Origin of the sequence: Microbacterium sp. As-52 (genome assembly GCF_049949185.1) — a bacterium.
In the GTDB taxonomy this organism is placed as follows: Bacteria; Actinomycetota; Actinomycetes; order Actinomycetales; family Microbacteriaceae; genus Microbacterium; species Microbacterium maritypicum_A.
Window position 1 is genome coordinate 1,595,555 of sequence record NZ_CP188171.1, and the last position, 17,943, is coordinate 1,613,497.

17 protein-coding genes are annotated in these 17,943 nt (G+C 69.5%); 7 read left to right on the plus strand and 10 right to left on the minus strand.

Features of this window, described 5'->3' with window-relative positions:
* Nucleotides 1-79: 79 nt before the first annotated feature.
* From ACLFA2_RS07650 to ACLFA2_RS07665, 4 genes are all read left to right on the plus strand, one after another.
* The gene (locus ACLFA2_RS07650; protein WP_021200229.1) at nt 80-742 is read left to right on the plus strand and encodes a GntR family transcriptional regulator; all 663 of its coding nucleotides are present in this window, start codon (nt 80-82) and stop codon (nt 740-742) included.
* Nucleotides 739-1,581, plus strand: a complete 843-nt coding sequence (locus tag ACLFA2_RS07655) for an SDR family NAD(P)-dependent oxidoreductase (RefSeq protein ID WP_167256338.1) — start codon at nt 739-741, stop codon at nt 1,579-1,581. Before ACLFA2_RS07650 ends, ACLFA2_RS07655 begins: the two co-directional genes overlap by 4 nt.
* Before the next feature lie 144 nt (nt 1,582-1,725).
* Nucleotides 1,726-2,169 (plus strand): MarR family winged helix-turn-helix transcriptional regulator, encoded by a 444-nt coding sequence (locus ACLFA2_RS07660; protein ID WP_029258875.1) that lies wholly within the window; start codon nt 1,726-1,728, stop codon nt 2,167-2,169.
* Nucleotides 2,166-3,152: a zinc-binding alcohol dehydrogenase family protein gene (locus ACLFA2_RS07665; protein WP_021200226.1), complete on the plus strand. Its 987-nt coding sequence runs from the start codon at nt 2,166-2,168 to the stop codon at nt 3,150-3,152. The genes ACLFA2_RS07660 and ACLFA2_RS07665 overlap by 4 nt, the downstream gene beginning before the upstream one ends.
* A 159-nt stretch (nt 3,153-3,311) precedes the next feature.
* Here the strand turns inward: ACLFA2_RS07665 and ACLFA2_RS07670 are convergent, their stop codons facing one another.
* The 9 genes from ACLFA2_RS07670 to ACLFA2_RS07710 all read right to left on the minus strand — a co-directional run bounded on the left by ACLFA2_RS07670 (nt 3,312) and on the right by ACLFA2_RS07710 (nt 13,758).
* Entirely contained in the window at nt 3,312-5,489 is a 2,178-nt protein-coding gene (locus ACLFA2_RS07670; RefSeq protein WP_208323973.1) for a peptidase C14, read from the minus strand.
* A 107-nt stretch (nt 5,490-5,596) separates the two neighbouring features.
* Nucleotides 5,597-6,517: a GNAT family N-acetyltransferase gene (locus ACLFA2_RS07675; RefSeq protein WP_021200224.1), complete on the minus strand. Its 921-nt coding sequence runs from the start codon at nt 6,515-6,517 to the stop codon at nt 5,597-5,599.
* Entirely contained in the window at nt 6,514-7,488 is a 975-nt protein-coding gene (locus ACLFA2_RS07680; RefSeq protein ID WP_426622341.1) for a hypothetical protein, read from the minus strand. The genes ACLFA2_RS07675 and ACLFA2_RS07680 overlap by 4 nt, the downstream gene beginning before the upstream one ends.
* A complete protein-coding gene (locus tag ACLFA2_RS07685) occupies nt 7,485-8,486 on the minus strand; it encodes a hydroxyacid dehydrogenase (protein ID WP_243844945.1) in 1,002 nt (333 codons plus the stop codon). Before ACLFA2_RS07685 ends, ACLFA2_RS07680 begins: the two co-directional genes overlap by 4 nt.
* A gap of 32 nt (nt 8,487-8,518) precedes the next feature.
* The gene (locus ACLFA2_RS07690) at nt 8,519-9,580 is read right to left on the minus strand and encodes a dihydrodipicolinate synthase family protein (protein WP_051667878.1); all 1,062 of its coding nucleotides are present in this window, start codon (nt 9,578-9,580) and stop codon (nt 8,519-8,521) included.
* Entirely contained in the window at nt 9,580-10,614 is a 1,035-nt protein-coding gene (locus ACLFA2_RS07695) for an NAD-dependent epimerase/dehydratase family protein (RefSeq protein ID WP_021200220.1), read from the minus strand. Before ACLFA2_RS07695 ends, ACLFA2_RS07690 begins: the two co-directional genes overlap by 1 nt.
* A gap of 19 nt (nt 10,615-10,633) precedes the next feature.
* Complete coding sequence (locus ACLFA2_RS07700; RefSeq protein ID WP_021200219.1) at nt 10,634-11,539, minus strand: carbohydrate ABC transporter permease; 906 nt, start codon at nt 11,537-11,539, stop codon at nt 10,634-10,636.
* Nucleotides 11,536-12,441: a carbohydrate ABC transporter permease gene (locus ACLFA2_RS07705; protein WP_021200218.1), complete on the minus strand. Its 906-nt coding sequence runs from the start codon at nt 12,439-12,441 to the stop codon at nt 11,536-11,538. The genes ACLFA2_RS07700 and ACLFA2_RS07705 overlap by 4 nt, the downstream gene beginning before the upstream one ends.
* A 75-nt stretch (nt 12,442-12,516) precedes the next feature.
* Complete coding sequence (locus ACLFA2_RS07710) at nt 12,517-13,758, minus strand: ABC transporter substrate-binding protein (protein ID WP_021200217.1); 1,242 nt, start codon at nt 13,756-13,758, stop codon at nt 12,517-12,519.
* Nucleotides 13,759-13,947: 189 nt separating this feature from the next.
* On the opposite strand from ACLFA2_RS07710, the gene ACLFA2_RS07715 reads away from it, so the two are divergent.
* The 3 genes from ACLFA2_RS07715 to ACLFA2_RS07725 are packed head-to-tail and all read left to right on the plus strand — an operon-like array spanning nt 13,948 to nt 17,176.
* Nucleotides 13,948-15,132 carry an ROK family transcriptional regulator gene (locus ACLFA2_RS07715; RefSeq protein ID WP_347124376.1) on the plus strand — a complete coding sequence of 395 codons (1,185 nt, stop codon included), beginning with the start codon at nt 13,948-13,950 and terminating at the stop codon, nt 15,130-15,132.
* Nucleotides 15,129-16,157: a Gfo/Idh/MocA family protein gene (locus tag ACLFA2_RS07720; RefSeq protein ID WP_029258868.1), complete on the plus strand. Its 1,029-nt coding sequence runs from the start codon at nt 15,129-15,131 to the stop codon at nt 16,155-16,157. The genes ACLFA2_RS07715 and ACLFA2_RS07720 overlap by 4 nt, the downstream gene beginning before the upstream one ends.
* Nucleotides 16,154-17,176, plus strand: coding sequence for a Gfo/Idh/MocA family protein (locus ACLFA2_RS07725; protein WP_292768266.1), 1,023 nt, complete (start codon nt 16,154-16,156; stop codon nt 17,174-17,176). Before ACLFA2_RS07720 ends, ACLFA2_RS07725 begins: the two co-directional genes overlap by 4 nt.
* Before the next feature lie 138 nt (nt 17,177-17,314).
* Here ACLFA2_RS07725 and ACLFA2_RS07730 read toward each other — a convergent pair whose 3' ends face one another.
* Nucleotides 17,315-17,770: a hypothetical protein gene (locus ACLFA2_RS07730; protein WP_347124375.1), complete on the minus strand. Its 456-nt coding sequence runs from the start codon at nt 17,768-17,770 to the stop codon at nt 17,315-17,317.
* Nucleotides 17,771-17,943 lie beyond the last annotated feature (173 nt).

The window sequence follows — 17,943 nt, forward strand, 5'->3', positions numbered from 1 at the left end:
CCGGAAAATGCCATAGCATCGAGCGAACGAATGCGCGCCCGCTCGACGAGACGGAACCGCGGATCGAGAAGGGCACCGAATGCGCAGCGTCTCGGATCAGAACATCGCCGAACAGGTCGCAGACGAGCTGCGTGCGGCCATCCATTCCGGAGAACTCGCCCCCGGTGAGCGCCTCGTCGAACGCAAGCTCGCCGACCGGCTGGGCGTCAGCCACATCCCGGTACGCGAGGCACTGACCCGTCTCGCCGAGGAGCGCCTCATCACCCGGGAGCCCCGCCGCGGCGCCCGCGTCGCCCAGCTGAGCGCACAAGACCTCCAGGAGATCTCGAGCCTGCGGATCGTGCTCGAGCAGTTCATGGCGATCCGCGTGCAGGAGCGGTGGAACGAGGAATCCGCCGCCCGACTCGGTGCCATCATCCAGGCGATGGCGGATGCGGCACCCGGCGACATCGACGAGGTGCTGCGCCAGGACCGCCTGTTCCACGAGACGCTCGCCGACCTCGCCGAGCACCGCTTCCTCGACGAGTTGAGCGGCCAGCTGCGCGGACGCATCACCGGTTTCCTGCATGCCGCCAACGCCGCTCTCGACCCTGCCGAGCAGGAAGAGCATGTGCGCAGCCACCAACAGATCGTCGATGCCATCGCGAGCGGTGACCCGGAGCAGGCGCAGGCCGTGATCGCCGCGCACGTGACCAGGGCGGTCGAGCGCATCACCCCGTCGACCGACGCGGACACCCCGTGACCGCGCGCACGATCGTCCTCACCGGAGCCTCCGACGGGATCGGCGCGGCAGCCGCCCGCCAGCTCGCGTCGTCCCCGCATCGGCTCATCCTGATGGGACGCTCGGAGGAGAAGACCCGTGCGGTCGCCGCGGAGACGGGCGCTGCGTGGTTCACCGCCGACTTCGCACGCCTCGACGACGTGCGGGCGCTCGCCACGAAGATCGCGGAGGCCGTCGGCGACGGCGGCATCCACGTGCTGGCGAACAACGCCGGTGGCATCTTCGGCGATCAGACCCCCACGGTCGACGGCTTCGAGAAGACCATGCAGGTCAACCACCTGGCGCCGTTCCTGCTCACGAACCTGCTGCGGCCTCAGCTGTTGAAGGCCGAGGGCGCGGTCATCAACACCTCCAGCATCGCGCACCGCCTGTTCGGCCACCTCGATGTGGACGACCTCGACAATCACCGCCGCTTCAGCGCGAACAAGGCCTACGGCGACGCGAAGCTCGCGAACGTGCTGTTCGCCAAGAGCCTGCACACGAAGTTCCACGCCGACGGGCTGAGTGCGGTCGCGTTCCACCCCGGCACCGTGCAGACGAACTTCGCTTCGGACTCGTCGAGCATCATGCGCCTGCTCTACCGCACACCGCTCAAGCACCTCATGCTCATCGGTGCCGACAAGGGTGGCGCGACCCTGCGCTGGTTCATCGAGGGCACCCCCGATGAGACATGGTTCTCCGGCGCCTACTACGACGAGCGTCAGCTGACCGCCAAGGTCAATCCGCAGGTGGATGACGCGGCCCTGGCCGAGGCGCTCTGGCAGCGCAGCGCCGAGCTCGTCGGCATCCCCTCCACCTAGTCCCGCCTGCTCCCGCCGCCTCGCTCCGGCACCTCTCCCGCCGCCTCCCCCGCAGGTGAGATTCGCCCTTCTCGCGCCCGGTCCACCGAATCGCCCATATACTTGCCACGGAAAGTAAGTCAGTGCTCGTGGAAAGGATGCGCCGTGGACCTGCATCGACTCTTCGATGATGTGATCCGCTTCGAGATGGAGATCTGGGAGGCGGTCGACCGACGTCTCCGCGCCGAGCATTCCCTGCCGCTGAGCTGGTTCGAGCCCATGCGGGCCATCGACCGGATCGAGAACTGCCGGGCCTCCGACATCGCGACCGAGCTCTCGATCACCGAGGGCGGCACCAGCAAGCTGGTCGCTCGCATCGAAGCAGCGGGCTATTGCGAGCGCACACCGAACCCCGACGACCGACGGGCCTCGTTCATCACGCTCACGCCGGCGGGCGAGGACATGTTGACGATCGCGACCCAGACCTTCGGCAGAGAACTGGAGCCGTGGTTCCAGAGCGTCTCCGCCGATGACCTTCAGCACTTCGCCACCACTCTCGCCACCCTCCGGGTGCGCAAGCCCATACCGACGACAGGAGTCACCCCATGACCGAGATGATGCGCGCGATCGTGCTCGACGCACCCGGCCCCGTTGAGGCCCTCACCATCCGCGAGCTGCCGATCCCGACACCGAGTGAGGGCTGGGTGCTGATCCAGGTGAAGGCGTTCGGCTTGAACCGCTCCGAACTCCACACCCGACTCGGCCTGGCGGAGGGCGTCACCTTTCCCCGCGTGCTCGGCATCGAGGCGACCGGAGTCGTCGTCGAGGCGCCCGGGGGCGAATTCACCCCCGGCCAGCAGGTCGTGGCGGTGATGGGCGGGATGGGACGCGCGTACGACGGCGGATACGCGGAGTACACCTGCGTTCCCGCGACCCAGGTGATCGCTTTCGAGAGCGACCTCGACTGGGGCACCCTCGGCGCCCTGCCCGAGATGCTGCAGACCTCGTACGGGTCGCTCACCGTGGGGCTCGACGCCCAGCCGGGCCAGTCGATCCTGATCCGCGGCGGCACCTCGTCGATCGGGATGGCGACCGCGGTGCTCGCGAAGCAGCGCGGGATGACGGTCTTCTCGACCACGCGCAACCCCCGCAAGGCCGAGGCGCTCACGCGCATCGGCGTCGACCACGTGCTCATCGACGACGGCGACGTGCAGGCGCAGGTCAGAGCGATCCTGCCCGAGGGCGTTGACACGGCTCTCGAGCTGGTCGGCACGCCGACCCTGCCGGACACCCTCCGCTCGACGCGCGTGCACGGCGTGGTCTGCTTCACCGGGATGCTCTCGAACGAGTGGACCGTGAAGGACTTCTACCCCATCGAGTACATCCCCCGCGGCGTGCGCCTCAGCGCTTATGGCGGAGGCGCGGCCGACCTGCCGCCGGCTGTGCTCCAGGGCTTCCTCGATGCGGTCGCGGCCGGCGAGGCCACCGTGCCGATCGACCGGGTCTATGCCTTCGACCAGATCGCCGAGGCGCACACCGCGATGGAACAGGGCACCGCCGTCGGCAAGCTGGTCGTCGTCACCGGCCTCTGACCCGACACCCCCACACCCCGCACCCCGCACCCCGCACCCCGCCGAGTGCACGGGTGCTCGCCGAGCGCACGGCTTCTTCACGTCGAGAAGCCGTGCACTCGGCAGCATCCCGTGCGCTCGGCGGCATCCGCTGCACTCGCGCCAGGAAGCGCGCCCGGGTCAGACGCTGAGGTTCGCCGAGTCGACGACGCGCGGGCCCTCGGCGGGGAAGGCCGTGCGCGTGACGCCCGACTCGACGTTGCCGGTGTGCACCAACGTGGACGAGGCGCCGAACGCGGCATCCGCCAGCTCCAGCGCCCCGCCCTCGAAGCGGTTGCCGACCGCGCGGTAGTGAGTCGCGCCCTTCGTGACCGCGACGTGCGTCGCCGCCCCCTCCGCGCGGAAGGTGCTGTCGGAGAGCGTCAGATGCAGCTCGCCGTCGCCGGTCCGGGAGACGCCGGTGCCGCCCTTGACCGCCACGTCCGATCCCGCGATCTCGACGGCCTGCCGCTCTCCTCTGGCCGCGGCGACACGGGCGTTGCGGAGTGTCGATCCCTCGAACCGCAGACGCTCCGACGACGAGGCGATCGGCGCGGCATCGTCAGCCGCCGTGAGCGTCGATCCCCGGAACGTGACCGCTCCGGCTCCCGCGATCTTCATGCCGCCGACCCGGTCGAGCACCGTGTCGACGAACGTGACGGGTGTCTTCACCGTGGCGTTGGTGAGTTCTCCCGGCGCGACGAACGTGAAGTGCGAGTCGGCGATCACCGTCGGCCGTGCGGAATTGTCGGACGCCTGCGTGATCACGAGGGTGTCGGATGCCGTGCACCCGCGCAGCTGCGCGCCGTCGGCGTTGATCCACAGCATGCCGGAGCCGGCGAGCGAGGGCTTGCCGATCACCTGCACGTCTTCGAGCGTGAGGTCGGTGATGCGCACACGGGCGACGAACCACGAGCACACGTGCTTGCGCACCGTGATGCGCTTGGCCGCCGAGCCCCAGGCTGCACCGGAGTTCGCGAACGTCATGAGACCGGAATTGCCGGTGTACGTGAGGTCGTGCTCGTACTGCCCGTGGGTGACGAACGGACCCTGGTCGTCACCGTCGCCGTGGCAGTTCTCGACCAGGCAGTAGGCGCTCGCGGTGAAGTCGTTCAGGTGCCGGGCGTTCGCGGTGTGGCAGTTGGCGACGTATCCGTAGAGGCAGTAGATCTGCTGCGTCAGGTAGCCGGCCCCTCCCCAGGTGACCGAGGTCGGGTTCTTGAGCGTGCAGCTCACGGTCGAGTAGTAGGTGTTCCACCGGCGCTGGATGAGCGGCCAGAAGGTCCCCGTGCCGTCGACGTGGTCGACGTCGCAGCGCACCGCGTACTCGAACGCCAGCGGGTGCGATCCCGTGTACTCGTCGGTACCGGTGCCGAGGAACTTCAGGTTCGACACCGTCACGTCCTGCACCGGCACGACCCGGCGCCAGGTCATCGTGCGGTCCTTGCCCAGCGGCCAGCCGTTCTTGTAGTTGATGCGGATGTGCGTGCCGTCCACGATCTGCGTGACCTGCACCATGCGCTGCAGCTCGCGCTCCCAACGACCCGACAGCGCGTTCACCTCTGCCGCGTACCACTCGCCGACAGCGAAGAACGACGAATCGGCGACCGGGAAGATGTCGCCGAGATCCGGCACCACCTCGCCGAGCTTCGCCTCCTGCACCGCATCGGTCACCTCGCCGCGGAAGAACATGACCGCCGCGAACGGATCGTCTTTGCCGGCGTTCTCGATGCCGACCGTGGTCATGAGGTGTCCCCCGAAGTCGAAGGCGATGTTCGACCGTGAGAACGTGTGGCGGCGCACGAAGTTGAGGGGGCTGTGCCCCTCGATGCGGTGGATGCTCGCGTCGTTCACCATGGCGTCGAGGGCGTCGTCGGCGTTCACGCTCGCATCCATGATCCCGAACATCCGGAAGTCCACGATCCCGCCGTGCACGAGCAGCCACGCTCCGCCCTTCGGGGCCGCCAGCACGGTGCCGCCGTTGGCCGCCGGAGCGTCCTTCTTCACGAAGCGGTACAGCCCGGCACCCCCGTCGCCGGCTGCGGCGTAACCGGTCGTGCGGACCAGATCACCGTCCTTGCCCTTGCGCTTCACGAGCGTGGTCGCCGTGCCGCCGTTCGCCACCGACGACGATCCCGAATCGCCCTGCGTCACGATGGGGCCGGCAGCCTGCGCCGGAGTCTGCGCGCTGACGGCCGCCACGCCTCCGATCGCCGCCGCGCCGAAGCCGGCGAGCAGCATGCGCCTGCTGCGCAGGGTCGCGGTCGGGCTCTCGAGAGCGGCCGTCTCCTTCTGGGTCGTGCTCATCTTCTGGGTCATGCTCATCCTCCTTGCGGCGTCATCGCCGCGGTCAGGCGTCCGGTCCTTCGGCCGGGCCGCATCATCCGATCGATCCCCCGTCCCCAGCGCTTTTCCGAGCGAGGCGCTCAGAAGTAGTCGCCCGCCGTGAAATGGCGGATGCCGTCGAGCCGCGGCGCACGCCGCAGCGCACGGATCATCCCGGTGCGGTCGTCCTGCCGCACGGCCTCGGGGGCAAAGGCGCGGAGCGCGCGATCCTCCTCCGGCAGGGCGGGAACGGCGAGCTCGCACGATGTCACCCCGGCGGAGTGCCAGTCGACGGCGATGGCGGAGAGCAGCTCATCGCGCACCTCGTCGCCGTCCATTCCCGGGAGCACAGCGCTCTCCAGGAGCGTGCCGATCCCGCCGCGACGCTCGGCGACCGCGTAGCCGAGCACCGTCGACCCCTCGGTCCGGCAGTACAGCGTCGCACCCCGCATCCGCACCTCCGCCATCGCCCTGTCGCGGTCACCACGCACCGGGGCGAGCACGACCCTGCCCGCACGTGAGCACTCGTAGACCTCGCACAGCGGGCGGAAGCTCCCGAGTCCGACGGTCGCGCGCTCGACTCGCGCATCGGTCCCGGCCGACACGGGTGCCGTCCAGGAGCCGGCCAGAGTGCGCGCCATGGAGAAGGTGTCGAAGCCGCTGGACCGATACACCTCCGGGGTGCCGGTGAACAGCAATGCCCAGTCGGCGTCGCCGCCCGTCTGCAGGGTCGCCGCCACGAGTCGACGGGCGAGGCCCTGTCCTCGCGCCCGCTCGGCCACCGCGACGCTGCCGATCGCGTGCACCTCGGCGACGCCATCGGACTCGCGCAGCTGCTTGGGCAGACCGTATATCGAACCGCACAGGCCGTCATCGTCCTCGGCGACGAGTGTGTGCGCGAGCCGCTCCTGATCGATGAGCCACTGGTCGGGGGCGAGCGGCGGCGTGAACGCCTGCGCCCACAGCGCGGTGAGCGCGGTCTGATCCTCGGCCCGAGCCGCACGGATGATCGGTGCACTCATGCGTCGCTCCGGGCGATCTCGGCCGCGCGGATCGTGTTCGCCACGACCACCCGCGACTCGCCCCAGGGAGCCACGGTCGCCCCGCGCTGTGCCGCATCGAGCAACGCGTGGATCAGGTCACGGAACCCCAGCGTCTCGTTCGGCCCCTCACCCTGATCGCCCACCGTGTCCTGATCGCCGTCCACGTCGAGCGAGACCGAACGGATACCGGCGGCCGTCACCACCTCCGCTCCGTACGCATCCGCGCCCGGCGTCCCCGTGACGAGCACCTGCACCGGCACTTCGCGCTCCGCGCCGGGAACCCGCAGCAGACCCTCGATGCCCGCAGCATCCTCCGACGCGCTCGTCGATCCGGGGCGCGTGCGCGTCCAGCCGGACCCCGAGACGAGAGCCGCCCCGGGCAGCAGCACATCGACCATCTCCCAGGCGTGCACCCCGACCGTCACGGCCGTACCGCCACCGCGCCGCGGGTCGTCCTGCCACGCCCGGTCCGGCAGTTGGAAGGCGGCATTGTCGTGCTGTGCGTGCACGCGGAGCGCGAGCACATCCTCGCCCCCGATCTGCCCGGCCAGCGCGACGAGCGCCGGAGCGAAGCGCAGGACGGAGCTCGTGCCGACGGGGGCCGACGATGCCGTCAGCACGCGGTCGATCTCGGCGAATCGAGCCCCGGTGGGGGCGATCACCTTGTTCACGAACACCGGAGCGTCTCGGCTGCCGAGCAGGTGCAGAAAGCCCCGGGCATCGTGCGGGCGCGGTGTCGCGATGACCAGGTCGGGACGCAGCGCCGTCAGCAGATCGAGCGAGGCCACCGCCGCGCCACCGAAGCGCAGGGCGAACTCCTCGGCCGCCCCCGCATCCGCATCGTGCACCCCGACGACTTCGGCACCGAGCGCGCGAACGTTCGCGGCGTCGCTGTAGGGGTGCGAGTGCGCGAGTCCGGCGAAGGCCACACGCAGCGGGGTGCCGGTCATGCCATCGACGACAGCTGGCCGCGGGAGACGGCGTGCGCGAGGGGACGCCCCGCGGCGAAGGCCTCGACCTCGTCGGCGACGATCCGCCCCTGACGCCGTCGTCCCTGGGTCGTCCCGGCGGCTCGGTGCGGGGTGACCAGCACTCCGGGAAGCGCGCGGAACGGGCTGTCCGCGGCGAGCGGCTCCTCGTCGAACACGTCGATCGCGGCGCTCAGCCGTCCCCGCTGCAGCTCGTCGATCAGCGCCGCCTCATCGACGATCCAGGAGCGCGCGGTGTTCACGAGCCCCGCGCCGTGGGGCATCAGCGCGAGTTCCCGCCGACCGATCAGGTGGTGGGTCTCGGGCAGGGTGGGGGCGTGCACCGCGACGATCTGGGCACGCTGGAGTGCCTCGTCGAGCGGGACGAGTGCGGCTCCGAGAGCGGTGGCCGCCTCCGCATCGATGGTCGGGTCGACCAGCAGCGGCTCGGCGCCGAGCACCCGGATCAGTTCGAGGTAGGCCCGCCCGGTGCGGGACGCCCCGATCACCGCGATGGGGGTGCCGAGGATCTCGCGCTGCACGCCCACGGCATCCGCGTCGTACCAGCCGTCGCCGGCGCGCAGGGCGTTGTGCATCTCGGGCACCCGGTGCAGCAGGGCGAGCGTGAACGTGAGCGACACCTCGGCGACCGGCCGCGCCATGCCCGCACCCGCCTGGGTCACGACGACACCGCGGTCGAACAGCTCATCGGTCGCGAAGGGCTTGATCGTCGCACCGGTGTGCGCGATCAGTTCGAGCTTCGGCAGCGCCGCGAGCACGGCCGCGTCGAAGGGGCCGACGCCCCAGCTCGTGATGACGATGCGTGCGGCGCCGAGCTCTGCCTCTGCGAGTCGATCGACCCGTGCGAACCCGCCGCCCAGACCCGCGGCGACCGCACGCAGGCGTTCGGCATCCGCGTCGGAGAAGAACTCCGTGAAGAGCGCCTCCGAGACGACCGCGACCACGGTCGGCGCACTCATGCCCACGCTCATCTCGACACTCACCTCAACACTCACCTCAACCAGGTCTCGAGGTTCTCGGCGATGAAGGCGTCGTCGTTCAGATCGGGATACGCGAGACGCACCCGCGCGATCTCCTCCGCCTGCCCCGGCGAGAGACCCTCGGCGGGGTCGAGGCACCAGGTGCCATCGAGCAGCCCCTGCTGGCGGAGCATCTCGTGCACGCCGGCGATGACGCCGTGGAAGTCGTTGCCCGGATCGAACACCGCCTGGTTCACGTCGACCATGTCGGAGGCGATGAGGCCCAGCTCGCGGTAGGCGTCCTCGTCTCCCCCCATCGCCCGCTGCGCGCGTTCGAGCAGCGAGACGGCGGCACGTGTGCCCACGGCCCACTGGCCGAGCAGCCCACCGACGAACCGCAGGGTGCGCGGACCGGTCGGCGAATCCACGTGGAACTCGGAGAGCAGGTCGGCCACGATCGCGTCGTCGTTGCCGGTGTAGAGAGCGATCTCGTCGGCACGGCCGGAGGCGGCGACCCCGCGCACCAGCTCCAGCGTGCGGTAGCGGTCGAAGGGAGCGGCCTTGACGGCGACGACGGCCGGGATCGAGGCGAACTCGCGCCAGAAGTCGCGATCGAGCACAGGTCCACCGATCGCCGTCTGCAGGTAGAAGCCGACCACCGGCAGCACCTCGCCCACCGCGCGGGCGCGTTCGAGCAGAGCCCGCTCGTCGGCACCGGCGACGCGAGGGCTCACGAGCACGGCGTCGTAGCCCAGGTCGCGGGCGAGCTCGGCTTCGGCGACCGCCTGGGTCGTGCCACCGGCGACACCGGCGATGCGCACCACGTCGGCATCCGCGCGGGCATCCAGCTCCTCCGCGGCGAGCGCGAGGACCGGTTCGAACAGGGCGTGCTCCGGATCGCGGATCTCGAACTGGGTCGTGTGCACCCCGACCGCGATGCCTCCGGCCCCGGCGTCGAGGTAGTAGCGGGTGAGCGCGCGCTGACGGCGTTCGTCGATGCGTCGCTCGGCGGTGAGGGCGAGCGGATGCGCCGGGATCACGGCGCCACGGGCGAGGGTCGCCGCGGCCTCCGGGCGCAGAGGGGGAACGGTCATCAGAACTTCCCGTCCCGCACGGCCCACTTGGTCGGCTTGGCGATCATCGGCAGCTCCTTCTCGATCCAGTCGGCCTGGAGGCCGATTAGGGTCTCGGCGGAGACCGCCGGGTATCCGAACAGCGCCATGCACCGGCGGGCGTCGCTGAGCAGCGCGGTGGGCTGCGGCTCGTCGACGATCTCGACCTCGCGGTCGAACAGGGTGCCGAAGCGACGGGCGATCGATTCCACGCTCAGCAGCTCCGGGCCGGTGAGGTTGATCGTGAAGGGGTCGGTCGAGGCGTGCACGAGGCTGCGCAGCACGACCTCGTTCGCGTAACCCTGCCAGATCACGTTGACGTTGGCGGTGGCGACCGACACGGGCTGTCCCGCATGCACGGCGCTGCCGATGTCGGCGAGCACGCCGTAGCGCAGGTCGACGGCGTAGTTCAGGCGGATGATCGCGACCCTGGTGCCGCGCTCCTGCGCCCCGAACTCGAAGACGCGCTCACGTCCCAGGCACGACTGCGCATACTCGCCGATGGGTGCGGGCTGCACCTCTTCAGACGCTCCACCCGAAGCCGCAGGAAGGAACGGGTAGACGTTGCCGGTCGAGAGCACCGAGATCGCGCTGTCGCGGTAGCGGCGGGCGACGCGGTCGGGCAGCGCGGCGTTGACTTCCCACGCCCACGACGCGTTGGTCGCGGCGCCGAACTTCGCACCGACCATGAACACCACGTTCGGGGCATCCGGGAGGGATGCGAAGTCGTCGTTCTCGATCAGGTCGAACGGGACGACCTTCACCCCGGCGCTCTCCAGGCGCTCGCGGATCGCGGCGTCTCCGAAGCGGGAGACGGCGTAGACCGTGTCGCCCTGGCGTCCGGCGGCATCCATCCCGCGGCGCGCGAGCATCGCCAGGGTCGGACCCATCTTGCCGCCGGCGCCGAGGATCACGAGGTCGCCCGCACCGCGTGCGAGATCGGCGATCAGCGCGGCGCTCGGTGTCGCGAGCGCCTCCTCGAGTTCCGCCTCGGAAGTGAACTGGTGCTGAGTCATGTGGTGCTTTCCCTTCTTCTCAGCCCTTGATGCCCGTACCGGCCACGCCCTCCTGCACGTACCGCTGAGCGATGAGGTACGCGAGGAAGATGGGCAGCAGTGCCACGACGGATCCGGCGAGCATGGTGCTCAGCGGCACGTTCTGCTGCTGCAGCGACGAGATGCCGACGGTGAGTGTGAACATCGCGTTGGACTTCGCGATGATGAGCGGCCACAGGAAGTCGTTCCAGTGCCACAGGAAGACGAAGATGCCGAGCGTCGCCAGGATCGGCTTGCACAGCGGCAGCACGATCCGCAGGAAGATGCGGAACTCCCCTGCGCCGTCGATGCGTGCGGCCTCGAACAGCTCGTCCGGCAGCCCCTGGATGAACTGCCGCATCAGGAACACGGCCTGTGCGTTCGCGAGCGACGGCAGGATCAGGCCCCAGTACGTGTCGACGCCACCGAGGTTCGCCATCAGGATGAACGTCGGGATGAGGGTGACATGGAACGGCACCATCACCATCGCGAGGAACGACCAGAACATCACCTCCTTGCCGCGGAAGCGCTTCTTGGCGAACGCGTAGCCGGCGAGCGCCGAGAGGAACAGCACCGCGACGACCGAGACGAGCGAGTAGATGAGGGTGTTGCCGAGCCAGCCGAGGATGTTCTGCCCGGCGAGCACCTGCTCGTAGGCGTCGAACGAGATGTCCTGGAAAGGCAGCAGGGAACCCGGGAGCTCGACGACCATGCCGGGCTTCAGGCTCAGCACGACCATCGCGTAGAAGGGGAAGAAGCTGAGGATGCCGGCCAGGCTCAGCCAGATCCATCGCCCCACGATCCCCCAGCCGGTGGGCTGCAGCGCGCGGTAGGCGCGGCGCTGCTTCGTCGACGTCTTCGGCGGCGTCGCCGGGGTCTGGGTCGGCGGCTGCAACAGAGCGGTCATTTCTGCTTTCCGATCACCAGGCGCTGGATGAGCGCGACGACGAGGGTCATGACGAACAGGGCCACACCGATCGCGGCCGCGTAGCCGTAGTCGAAGTAGCGGAAGCCCTGGTCGTAGAGCATGTAGACGAGCGAGTAGCTGGCGTTCGCCGGCCCGCCCTGGGTCATCACGTAGATGACGTCGAACACCTGGAACGCGGCGGTCGTCTCGATCACCGCCAGGAAGAAGAACGTCGGCCGCAGCACCGGGAGGATCACGTAGCGGAAGCGCTGCCAGGCGTTGGCGCCGTCCATCAGCGCCGCCTCTTCGAGCTCGCGCGGCACGTCCTGCAGCGCGGCGATGAGGATCATCATCCCGTAGCCGAATCGCGACCAGACGCCGACGACGACGATCGCGGGGATCACCAGGACGGTGCTGCCGAGCCAGGATCCGCCGAGACCGAGGGGCGCCATCAGCGCCGACCAGGGTCCGTTCGCGGAGAAGATCCAGACGAAGATCGACCCGGCCAGCACGAGCGAGGTGATGACGGGGAGGAAGAAGATCGAGCGGAAGAAGCGTGCGCCGCGGAAGGCCCGACGCACGCCGAGGGCCATCACGGTCGAGAGCACCAGCGCGATCGGCACGGCGCACACCGTGTAGATGAGCGTGGTGCCCATCGCCCGCCAGAACAGCGGGTCGGCGATCATGCGCTGGAAGTGGTCGAGACCCCGCCACGAGATCTCACCGGTGATGTCGTAGTCGAAGAAGCTCAGCGCGACTCCGGCGATGCTCGGGCCGAAGCGGAAGGCGATGAACAGGAGGAAGGCGGGGAGCACGAACAGGAACGCGATCCGCGCCTCTCGTCGTGCGAGCACCCGCGTGACTCGCCCTGCGGGCTTCTTCGCCGTGGTTGCCGTCGTCATCAGTGGTACCTCACGTGGGGGGAGTGAAGGGGTGCGGGGGCGTGCGGAGTTCGGGCTCCGCACGCCCCCGAGGTGTTACTTCTTGACCAGCGGCGCCGCGGCGGTCGCGGCATCCTTCAACGCGTCCTCCGGCGACTTGTCGCCGAGGAGCGCTGCCTGGATCTCCGGGGCGAGCACGCCCATCAGCGCACGGGACGAGGCGTTGAGCTCGCCGACCGTGGTGTCGGGAACATACTTCTCGACCTCGCCGAGCAGCGGGTCGTCCGCGTACAGCGGCTCGGTGGTGCTGAGTGCGGAGAAGTAGCCGGCGGCCTTGAGGTACGGCTCGACGACGTCGGCGCCGGTGGCGTACTCGACGAACTTCGCCGCCGCGTCCTGCGCCTTGGAGCCCTTGAGCACCGAGAGCGATCCGACCGTGCCGTAGGCCACGGACTCCTTCTCGGTCAGCGGCGCCATGACCTTGACGTTCTCCTCGCCCCAGAAGGGCACGACCTCGTTGACCGCGTTGTTCCACGTGCACGCGACCTTGCCCTGGGCGACGGCGGTCTGCTCGAGCGGGACGTTGGTGGTGAGCGCCTCGGGGTCGAGAGCACCCGCCTCGGCCAGGTCGGTGAGGAAGGTGAGCGCCTGCACGCCTTCCTTGCTGTCGAAGCCGACGTCGCCGTCCTTCGTGTAGACCTCGCCACCGGCCTGCCACAGCAGCGGGTAGTAGGTGAGGTTGAGGGTGTTCTCCGCGGATGCCGGGTAGTTCAGGGCGTACATGCCCTTCTCGGTGAACCGGGGGGCCATCGCGGTGACGTCGTCCCAGGTCTCGGGGTACTCGGTGACGCCCGCGGCCTCGAACGCGGCGGCGTTGCAGATGAGCGGCTGCGCGCTGGTGAGGATCGGGGCTCCGAGGATGTCGCCGTCGAGCGTGACCGACTTCTTCACGTTGGGCAGCAGGTCGTCCTGACGCTCCGTGCTCAGCAGGTCGTTGAGCGGGGCGATCGACTTCTGGTACGCCGCGAGCTGGTCGGGGATCAGGTAGACCACGTCGGGCCCCTTGCCGGCCGCGATCGCGGTCTGGAGAGCCTCGTCGCGGTTCGCCCACGGGAAGATCTCGTACTTCACGTTGATGTTCTCGTTCTGCTTCTCGAAGTCGGCGATCGTCGAGTCCCAGAAGTCCTTGTGCACCGCCTCGTCGGCGATGACCGGGTAGAGCCAGACGGTGATGTCCTGCTCTCCCTCTGCGGTGTTGCCTCCGCCGGCCGAACATCCGGCCAACAGGGTGGCGGCCGCGATTCCCGCGACGACGCCGGTGATCTTGCTGACGCGCATGGTGCTCCTTTGCTTATACCGTGCTGAGTACGGTTCATTATGACACTGCAATGGGATAATTCGTCAAGTACAAGTTCTCAGAGCCATGTTTCCGCCGTGTTTCCCGTTCGAGAACATCAAAGCTTGATCTGAGAATTGGGTGTGCTAATTTGATCGCAACCGACGACGGAGATGAGGAAAGGACCGCACATGGCCGTGAACAGCCCGCTCTCGATCGTCGCGCGATCCGCTCTGCAGCTGCGCGACTCGGGGCCCGCGACCGTGAACGATCTGTCCCGCTCGCTCGAGATCTCGCGCACGTCGGTCGAGAACGCGGTGACCGTGCTGGCCGACTCGGGCCTGATCGTCGACGCCCCCGCCCAGAACGGCGGCGGTGCCGGTCGCCCCGCCCGTCGCTATTCGTTCCACGGTGCCGCCGGGACCGTCGTGGGCGTCGACATCGGTGTCGCGAGCGTTCGCGTCGTGCTCGCCGATCTGTCAGGGGTCGTGATCGCGCAGCGCAGCTACTCCGGTGTGGCCGAGCAGCTCGACGGCGCAGCCAAGCTCGCGGCCGTGATCGACGACGTGCGCCGCACCCTCTCGGTCGTGTCGATCCCCGCATCGAAGGTACGAGCGGTCGGGGTCTCGCTCCCCGGCATCGTCGACGATGCGGGACGCGTGACCACCTCGGTCGTGATCCCGGAATGGTCGGGCATCGACATCGGCTCGCAGCTGCGGCACGCGTTCGGCTGCCCCGTCGCGGTCGACAACGGGGTGCGGCTCGCGGCCGTCGCCGAGCACCATCTCGGGGTCGCGCAACTCGTCGACGACGTGATCTACCTGTCCGTCGGCAACCGGATCGCGATGGGACTGATCCTCGGCGGACGACCGCGCCGCGGCATCCACAACGCCGCGGGCGACATCGGCCGCCTCGCCTTCCGCGGGCTGAACACCGAGACGGGCCAGATCACGTGGCGCACCGCCCCGACCGCCGCCGAGGTGTTCGCTCTGGTCCGCGGGGGCGATCACGCCGCGCAGCAGGAGCTCGACGCCTTCATCGACGAGCTCGCGCACGGCATCGCCACCCTGACCATGACGGTCGACCCCGCCATGATCGTGATCGGCGGCGGGCTCTCCGCCGCGCACGAGCAGCTGCTCGATCCGCTCCGGGCGGCCCTGCCCGGCCACCTGGGCCTGCCCTTCCAGGTGCCGATCGCAGAAGCACGGCTGGGCGCCGAAGCCGCCGCGCACGGAGCCGTCGTGCATGCGTTCCAACGGCACGCCGCCGAGATCTACGGCATCGAGGACATGCCGGCGCCGCCCATCACCCCGCGGCCGCTCGAACCGGTGGGGGCGGAAGGCCCCGTCATCGACACAACCGAGGAGAAGCAGTGAGCACGTTGAAGGTCGGACTCATCGGCGCGGGCGGCATCTCCCGCGTGCATGCCGACGCCTGGCGGGCGCTCGGGGCGGAGGGGTACGTCACCTCTCTCGTCGGAGCGGAGGAGATCGCCGAGGAGTACGGATTCGAGCTCGTACCCGACGTCGACACACTCATCGGGCTGGTCGACATCGTCGACATCGTGACCCCCAGCAGCACCCACGCCGACTTCGCGCAGCGCGCCATCGCCCGAGGACTCGACGTGATCTGCGAGAAGCCGCTCGCGGCGACGGCCGAAGCCGCGGCGACCGTGGCCCGATCCGCCGAAGAGGCCGGGGTACGGCTCTTCCCGGCCCACGTCGTGCGGTACATGGGCGAATACGCCCAGATCAAGGCCGGCATCGACGCCGGTCGCATCGGCACGCTCGCCGTGCAGCGGTTCAGCCGTGCCGGCTCCGCCCCGCAGACGCCGTGGTTCTTCTCCGAACGCGCGGGCGGGGGCGTCATCCGCGACCTGATGATCCACGACATCGACCAGGCCGTCTGGTTCGCCGGTCCCGTCGCGAGCGTCTACGCAGTGCAGAACCCGCCGACGATCGACGACCGCGTTCCCGCCCCCGTCACGTCGCACGTGGTGCTCACGCACCGCAGCGGCGTCATCAGCCACATCCACGGCAGCTGGGTCGCTCCGGGCATGCCGTTCCGCACGAGCGTCGAGGTGTCGGGCTCCGAGGGGCGCCTCCGCTACGACAGCGCCGAGGACCATGCGCTGCGCACCGACGCCGTGCTCCCCGCGGGCGACGCCGACTACCTGCCGCCGATGTCTCCGCAGGAGAGTCCGTACTACGCCGAGATCGCCGACTTCGTCGCCGCGCTGCGCGAGGGGCGGGAGGCGAGGGTCAGCCCTGCGGACGGCATCGAGGCGGTCGCCGTCGCCGAGGCCGCATACGCGTCGATCGCTTCCGGCGCCCCCGTGGCGCTGTCCGAACACCGCGCTCCTGAACATTTCGCGCCCGATGCCGAGGAGGCCGCCCGATGACCGCTTCCGCCCCGCTGCGCATCGCCGTGCTCTCGTTCGCGCACACGCATGCCCTCAGTTATGTGCACGCGCTGCAGACGATGCCGGGAGTGGAGCTGATCGCGGCCGACCCCGACGGCGCTTCGGCTCCCGACGACGCCCCTCGCGGCGCAGACCTCGCGTCCGAGCTGGGCGTCGCCTACGTCGAGACCTACGACGAAGCCTTCGCCTGGAAACCGGATGCGGTCGTGATCGCCGCCGAGAACTCCCGGCATCGTGCCCTCGTCGAGCGCGCGGCCGCGGCCGGGGTGCACGTACTCTGCGAGAAGCCGCTGGCCACGACGGTCGCCGACGCGATCGCGATGCGCGAGGCGTGCGACCGCGCCGGCGTGATCCTGATGGTCGCCTACCCGGTGCGGTTCGCGCCGAGCGTGCGCGAGGCGATCGCCGAGCTGCGCAGCGGCCGTCTCGGCACGATCCTCGGTGTCACCGGCATCAACAACGGCAAGCTGCCGCAGGATCGTGCCTGGTTCACCGATCCGGAGCTGGCCGGAGGCGGCGCACTGGTCGACCACGTCGTGCACTGCGCCGACCTGCTCGACGAGCTGCTGGGTGAGCGCGCCCAGTCGGTCCGCGCCGTGTCCAACAGCATCCTGCACGCGCAGAGCGAACTCGACGTCGAGACCGGCGGACTCGTGACCATCCGGTACCCGAGCGGGGTCATCGCCACGATCGACTGCTCCTGGAGCTGGCCGATGAGCTCGGCCACCTGGGGTGGACTCACCCTGCAGGTCGTCGCCGAGCGCGGCACGGTCACGGTCAGTCCCTTCGCCAAGGGGGTCGCCGGGCACGATGCGCACGGCGAGACCTGGAGCCCGGTCGGCGCCGACCTCGACGCGCTGCTGCTCGACGAGTTCGTGCGCGCCGTGAGCGAGGGGCGCCAACCGCAGCCCGACGCCGGCGTGGGCATCCGCACGGTCGAGATCGCCACGGCCGCGCAGGCCTCCGCCGCCCGCGGCGGCGCGGTCATCGCCCTCTGACGCGCCTCGCGACGGACGATAACCACAGCCGCGGACACAGCCGTCACGAGCTCACCCGAACCGAGCGGTGAGCTCGTGAACCTGGTCACGGTTGATCGTGCAGGTCCCGGCGTGCGACAGCACTCCGTCTGGCGTCGTCTACTCCTTGCAGAAGTAGGCGACGTCGGAGGCGAACGCGGTCCCGCGCTCCGCAAGCTCCTGGGATGTCTTCGTCGCATCCGCCCCGGCCGGCAGCGCCCTGATATCCACCGCGTACCCGTCCATGGCTGTCGCGTAGTCGGGAGTCAGACCGGAGTCCGCATCCTCTTGTCCGCTGATGAACCTCTCGCGGATCTTGTCGACCAGCGAAGCCGCAGCTGCGGGGTCGGACTTGACGAGTTCGGAAGCCCTCTCGAGATCAGGCACCACGTCGGCGGCGACCTTCTTGAGAGCCGTGCACATGGCGAGCTCCGCAGTGCTGAAGGTGCTCGCCGACGTGCTCGTCGGTGCCCCCGTGGGCGACCCTGCGGGTGCACCCGAGGGACTGGTGCACGCGGCAAGCAGACCCGCAGCCAGAACCAGTCCACCGAGAGCTGCTGCTGTCTTCGTCTTCATGAGATGACCTCCGGTCCTCGACGTTCGCATCATCCGGATGGACACTCACTGAGCGTGATGCGTAACGTGTTACGCGATCATCCCTGAACCGGACTATGCATCTGCCGAGGCCGCGAGCGAACGGCCGGTCGGAGCGCTCCCGACCGGCCTTCCTCGACGCTCCCGCCTCGGTC

Coding starts and splice junctions, on each gene's coding strand:
- ACLFA2_RS07725 (WP_292768266.1), top strand. CDS start 16,154: ATGACCGCTTCCGCCCCGCTGCGCATCGCCGTGCTCTCGTTCGCGCAC.
- ACLFA2_RS07680 (WP_426622341.1), bottom strand. CDS start 7,488: ATGACCGGCACCCCGCTGCGTGTGGCCTTCGCCGGACTCGCGCACTCG.
- ACLFA2_RS07690 (WP_051667878.1), bottom strand. CDS start 9,580: ATGACCGTTCCCCCTCTGCGCCCGGAGGCCGCGGCGACCCTCGCCCGT.
- ACLFA2_RS07695 (WP_021200220.1), bottom strand. CDS start 10,614: ATGACTCAGCACCAGTTCACTTCCGAGGCGGAACTCGAGGAGGCGCTC.
- ACLFA2_RS07730 (WP_347124375.1), bottom strand. CDS start 17,770: ATGAAGACGAAGACAGCAGCAGCTCTCGGTGGACTGGTTCTGGCTGCG.
- ACLFA2_RS07685 (WP_243844945.1), bottom strand. CDS start 8,486: ATGAGTGCGCCGACCGTGGTCGCGGTCGTCTCGGAGGCGCTCTTCACG.
- ACLFA2_RS07710 (WP_021200217.1), bottom strand. CDS start 13,758: ATGCGCGTCAGCAAGATCACCGGCGTCGTCGCGGGAATCGCGGCCGCC.
- ACLFA2_RS07700 (WP_021200219.1), bottom strand. CDS start 11,539: ATGACCGCTCTGTTGCAGCCGCCGACCCAGACCCCGGCGACGCCGCCG.
- ACLFA2_RS07665 (WP_021200226.1), top strand. CDS start 2,166: ATGACCGAGATGATGCGCGCGATCGTGCTCGACGCACCCGGCCCCGTT.
- ACLFA2_RS07715 (WP_347124376.1), top strand. CDS start 13,948: ATGGCCGTGAACAGCCCGCTCTCGATCGTCGCGCGATCCGCTCTGCAG.
- ACLFA2_RS07705 (WP_021200218.1), bottom strand. CDS start 12,441: ATGACGACGGCAACCACGGCGAAGAAGCCCGCAGGGCGAGTCACGCGG.
- ACLFA2_RS07670 (WP_208323973.1), bottom strand. CDS start 5,489: ATGACCCAGAAGATGAGCACGACCCAGAAGGAGACGGCCGCTCTCGAG.
- ACLFA2_RS07650 (WP_021200229.1), top strand. CDS start 80: ATGCGCAGCGTCTCGGATCAGAACATCGCCGAACAGGTCGCAGACGAG.
- ACLFA2_RS07675 (WP_021200224.1), bottom strand. CDS start 6,517: ATGAGTGCACCGATCATCCGTGCGGCTCGGGCCGAGGATCAGACCGCG.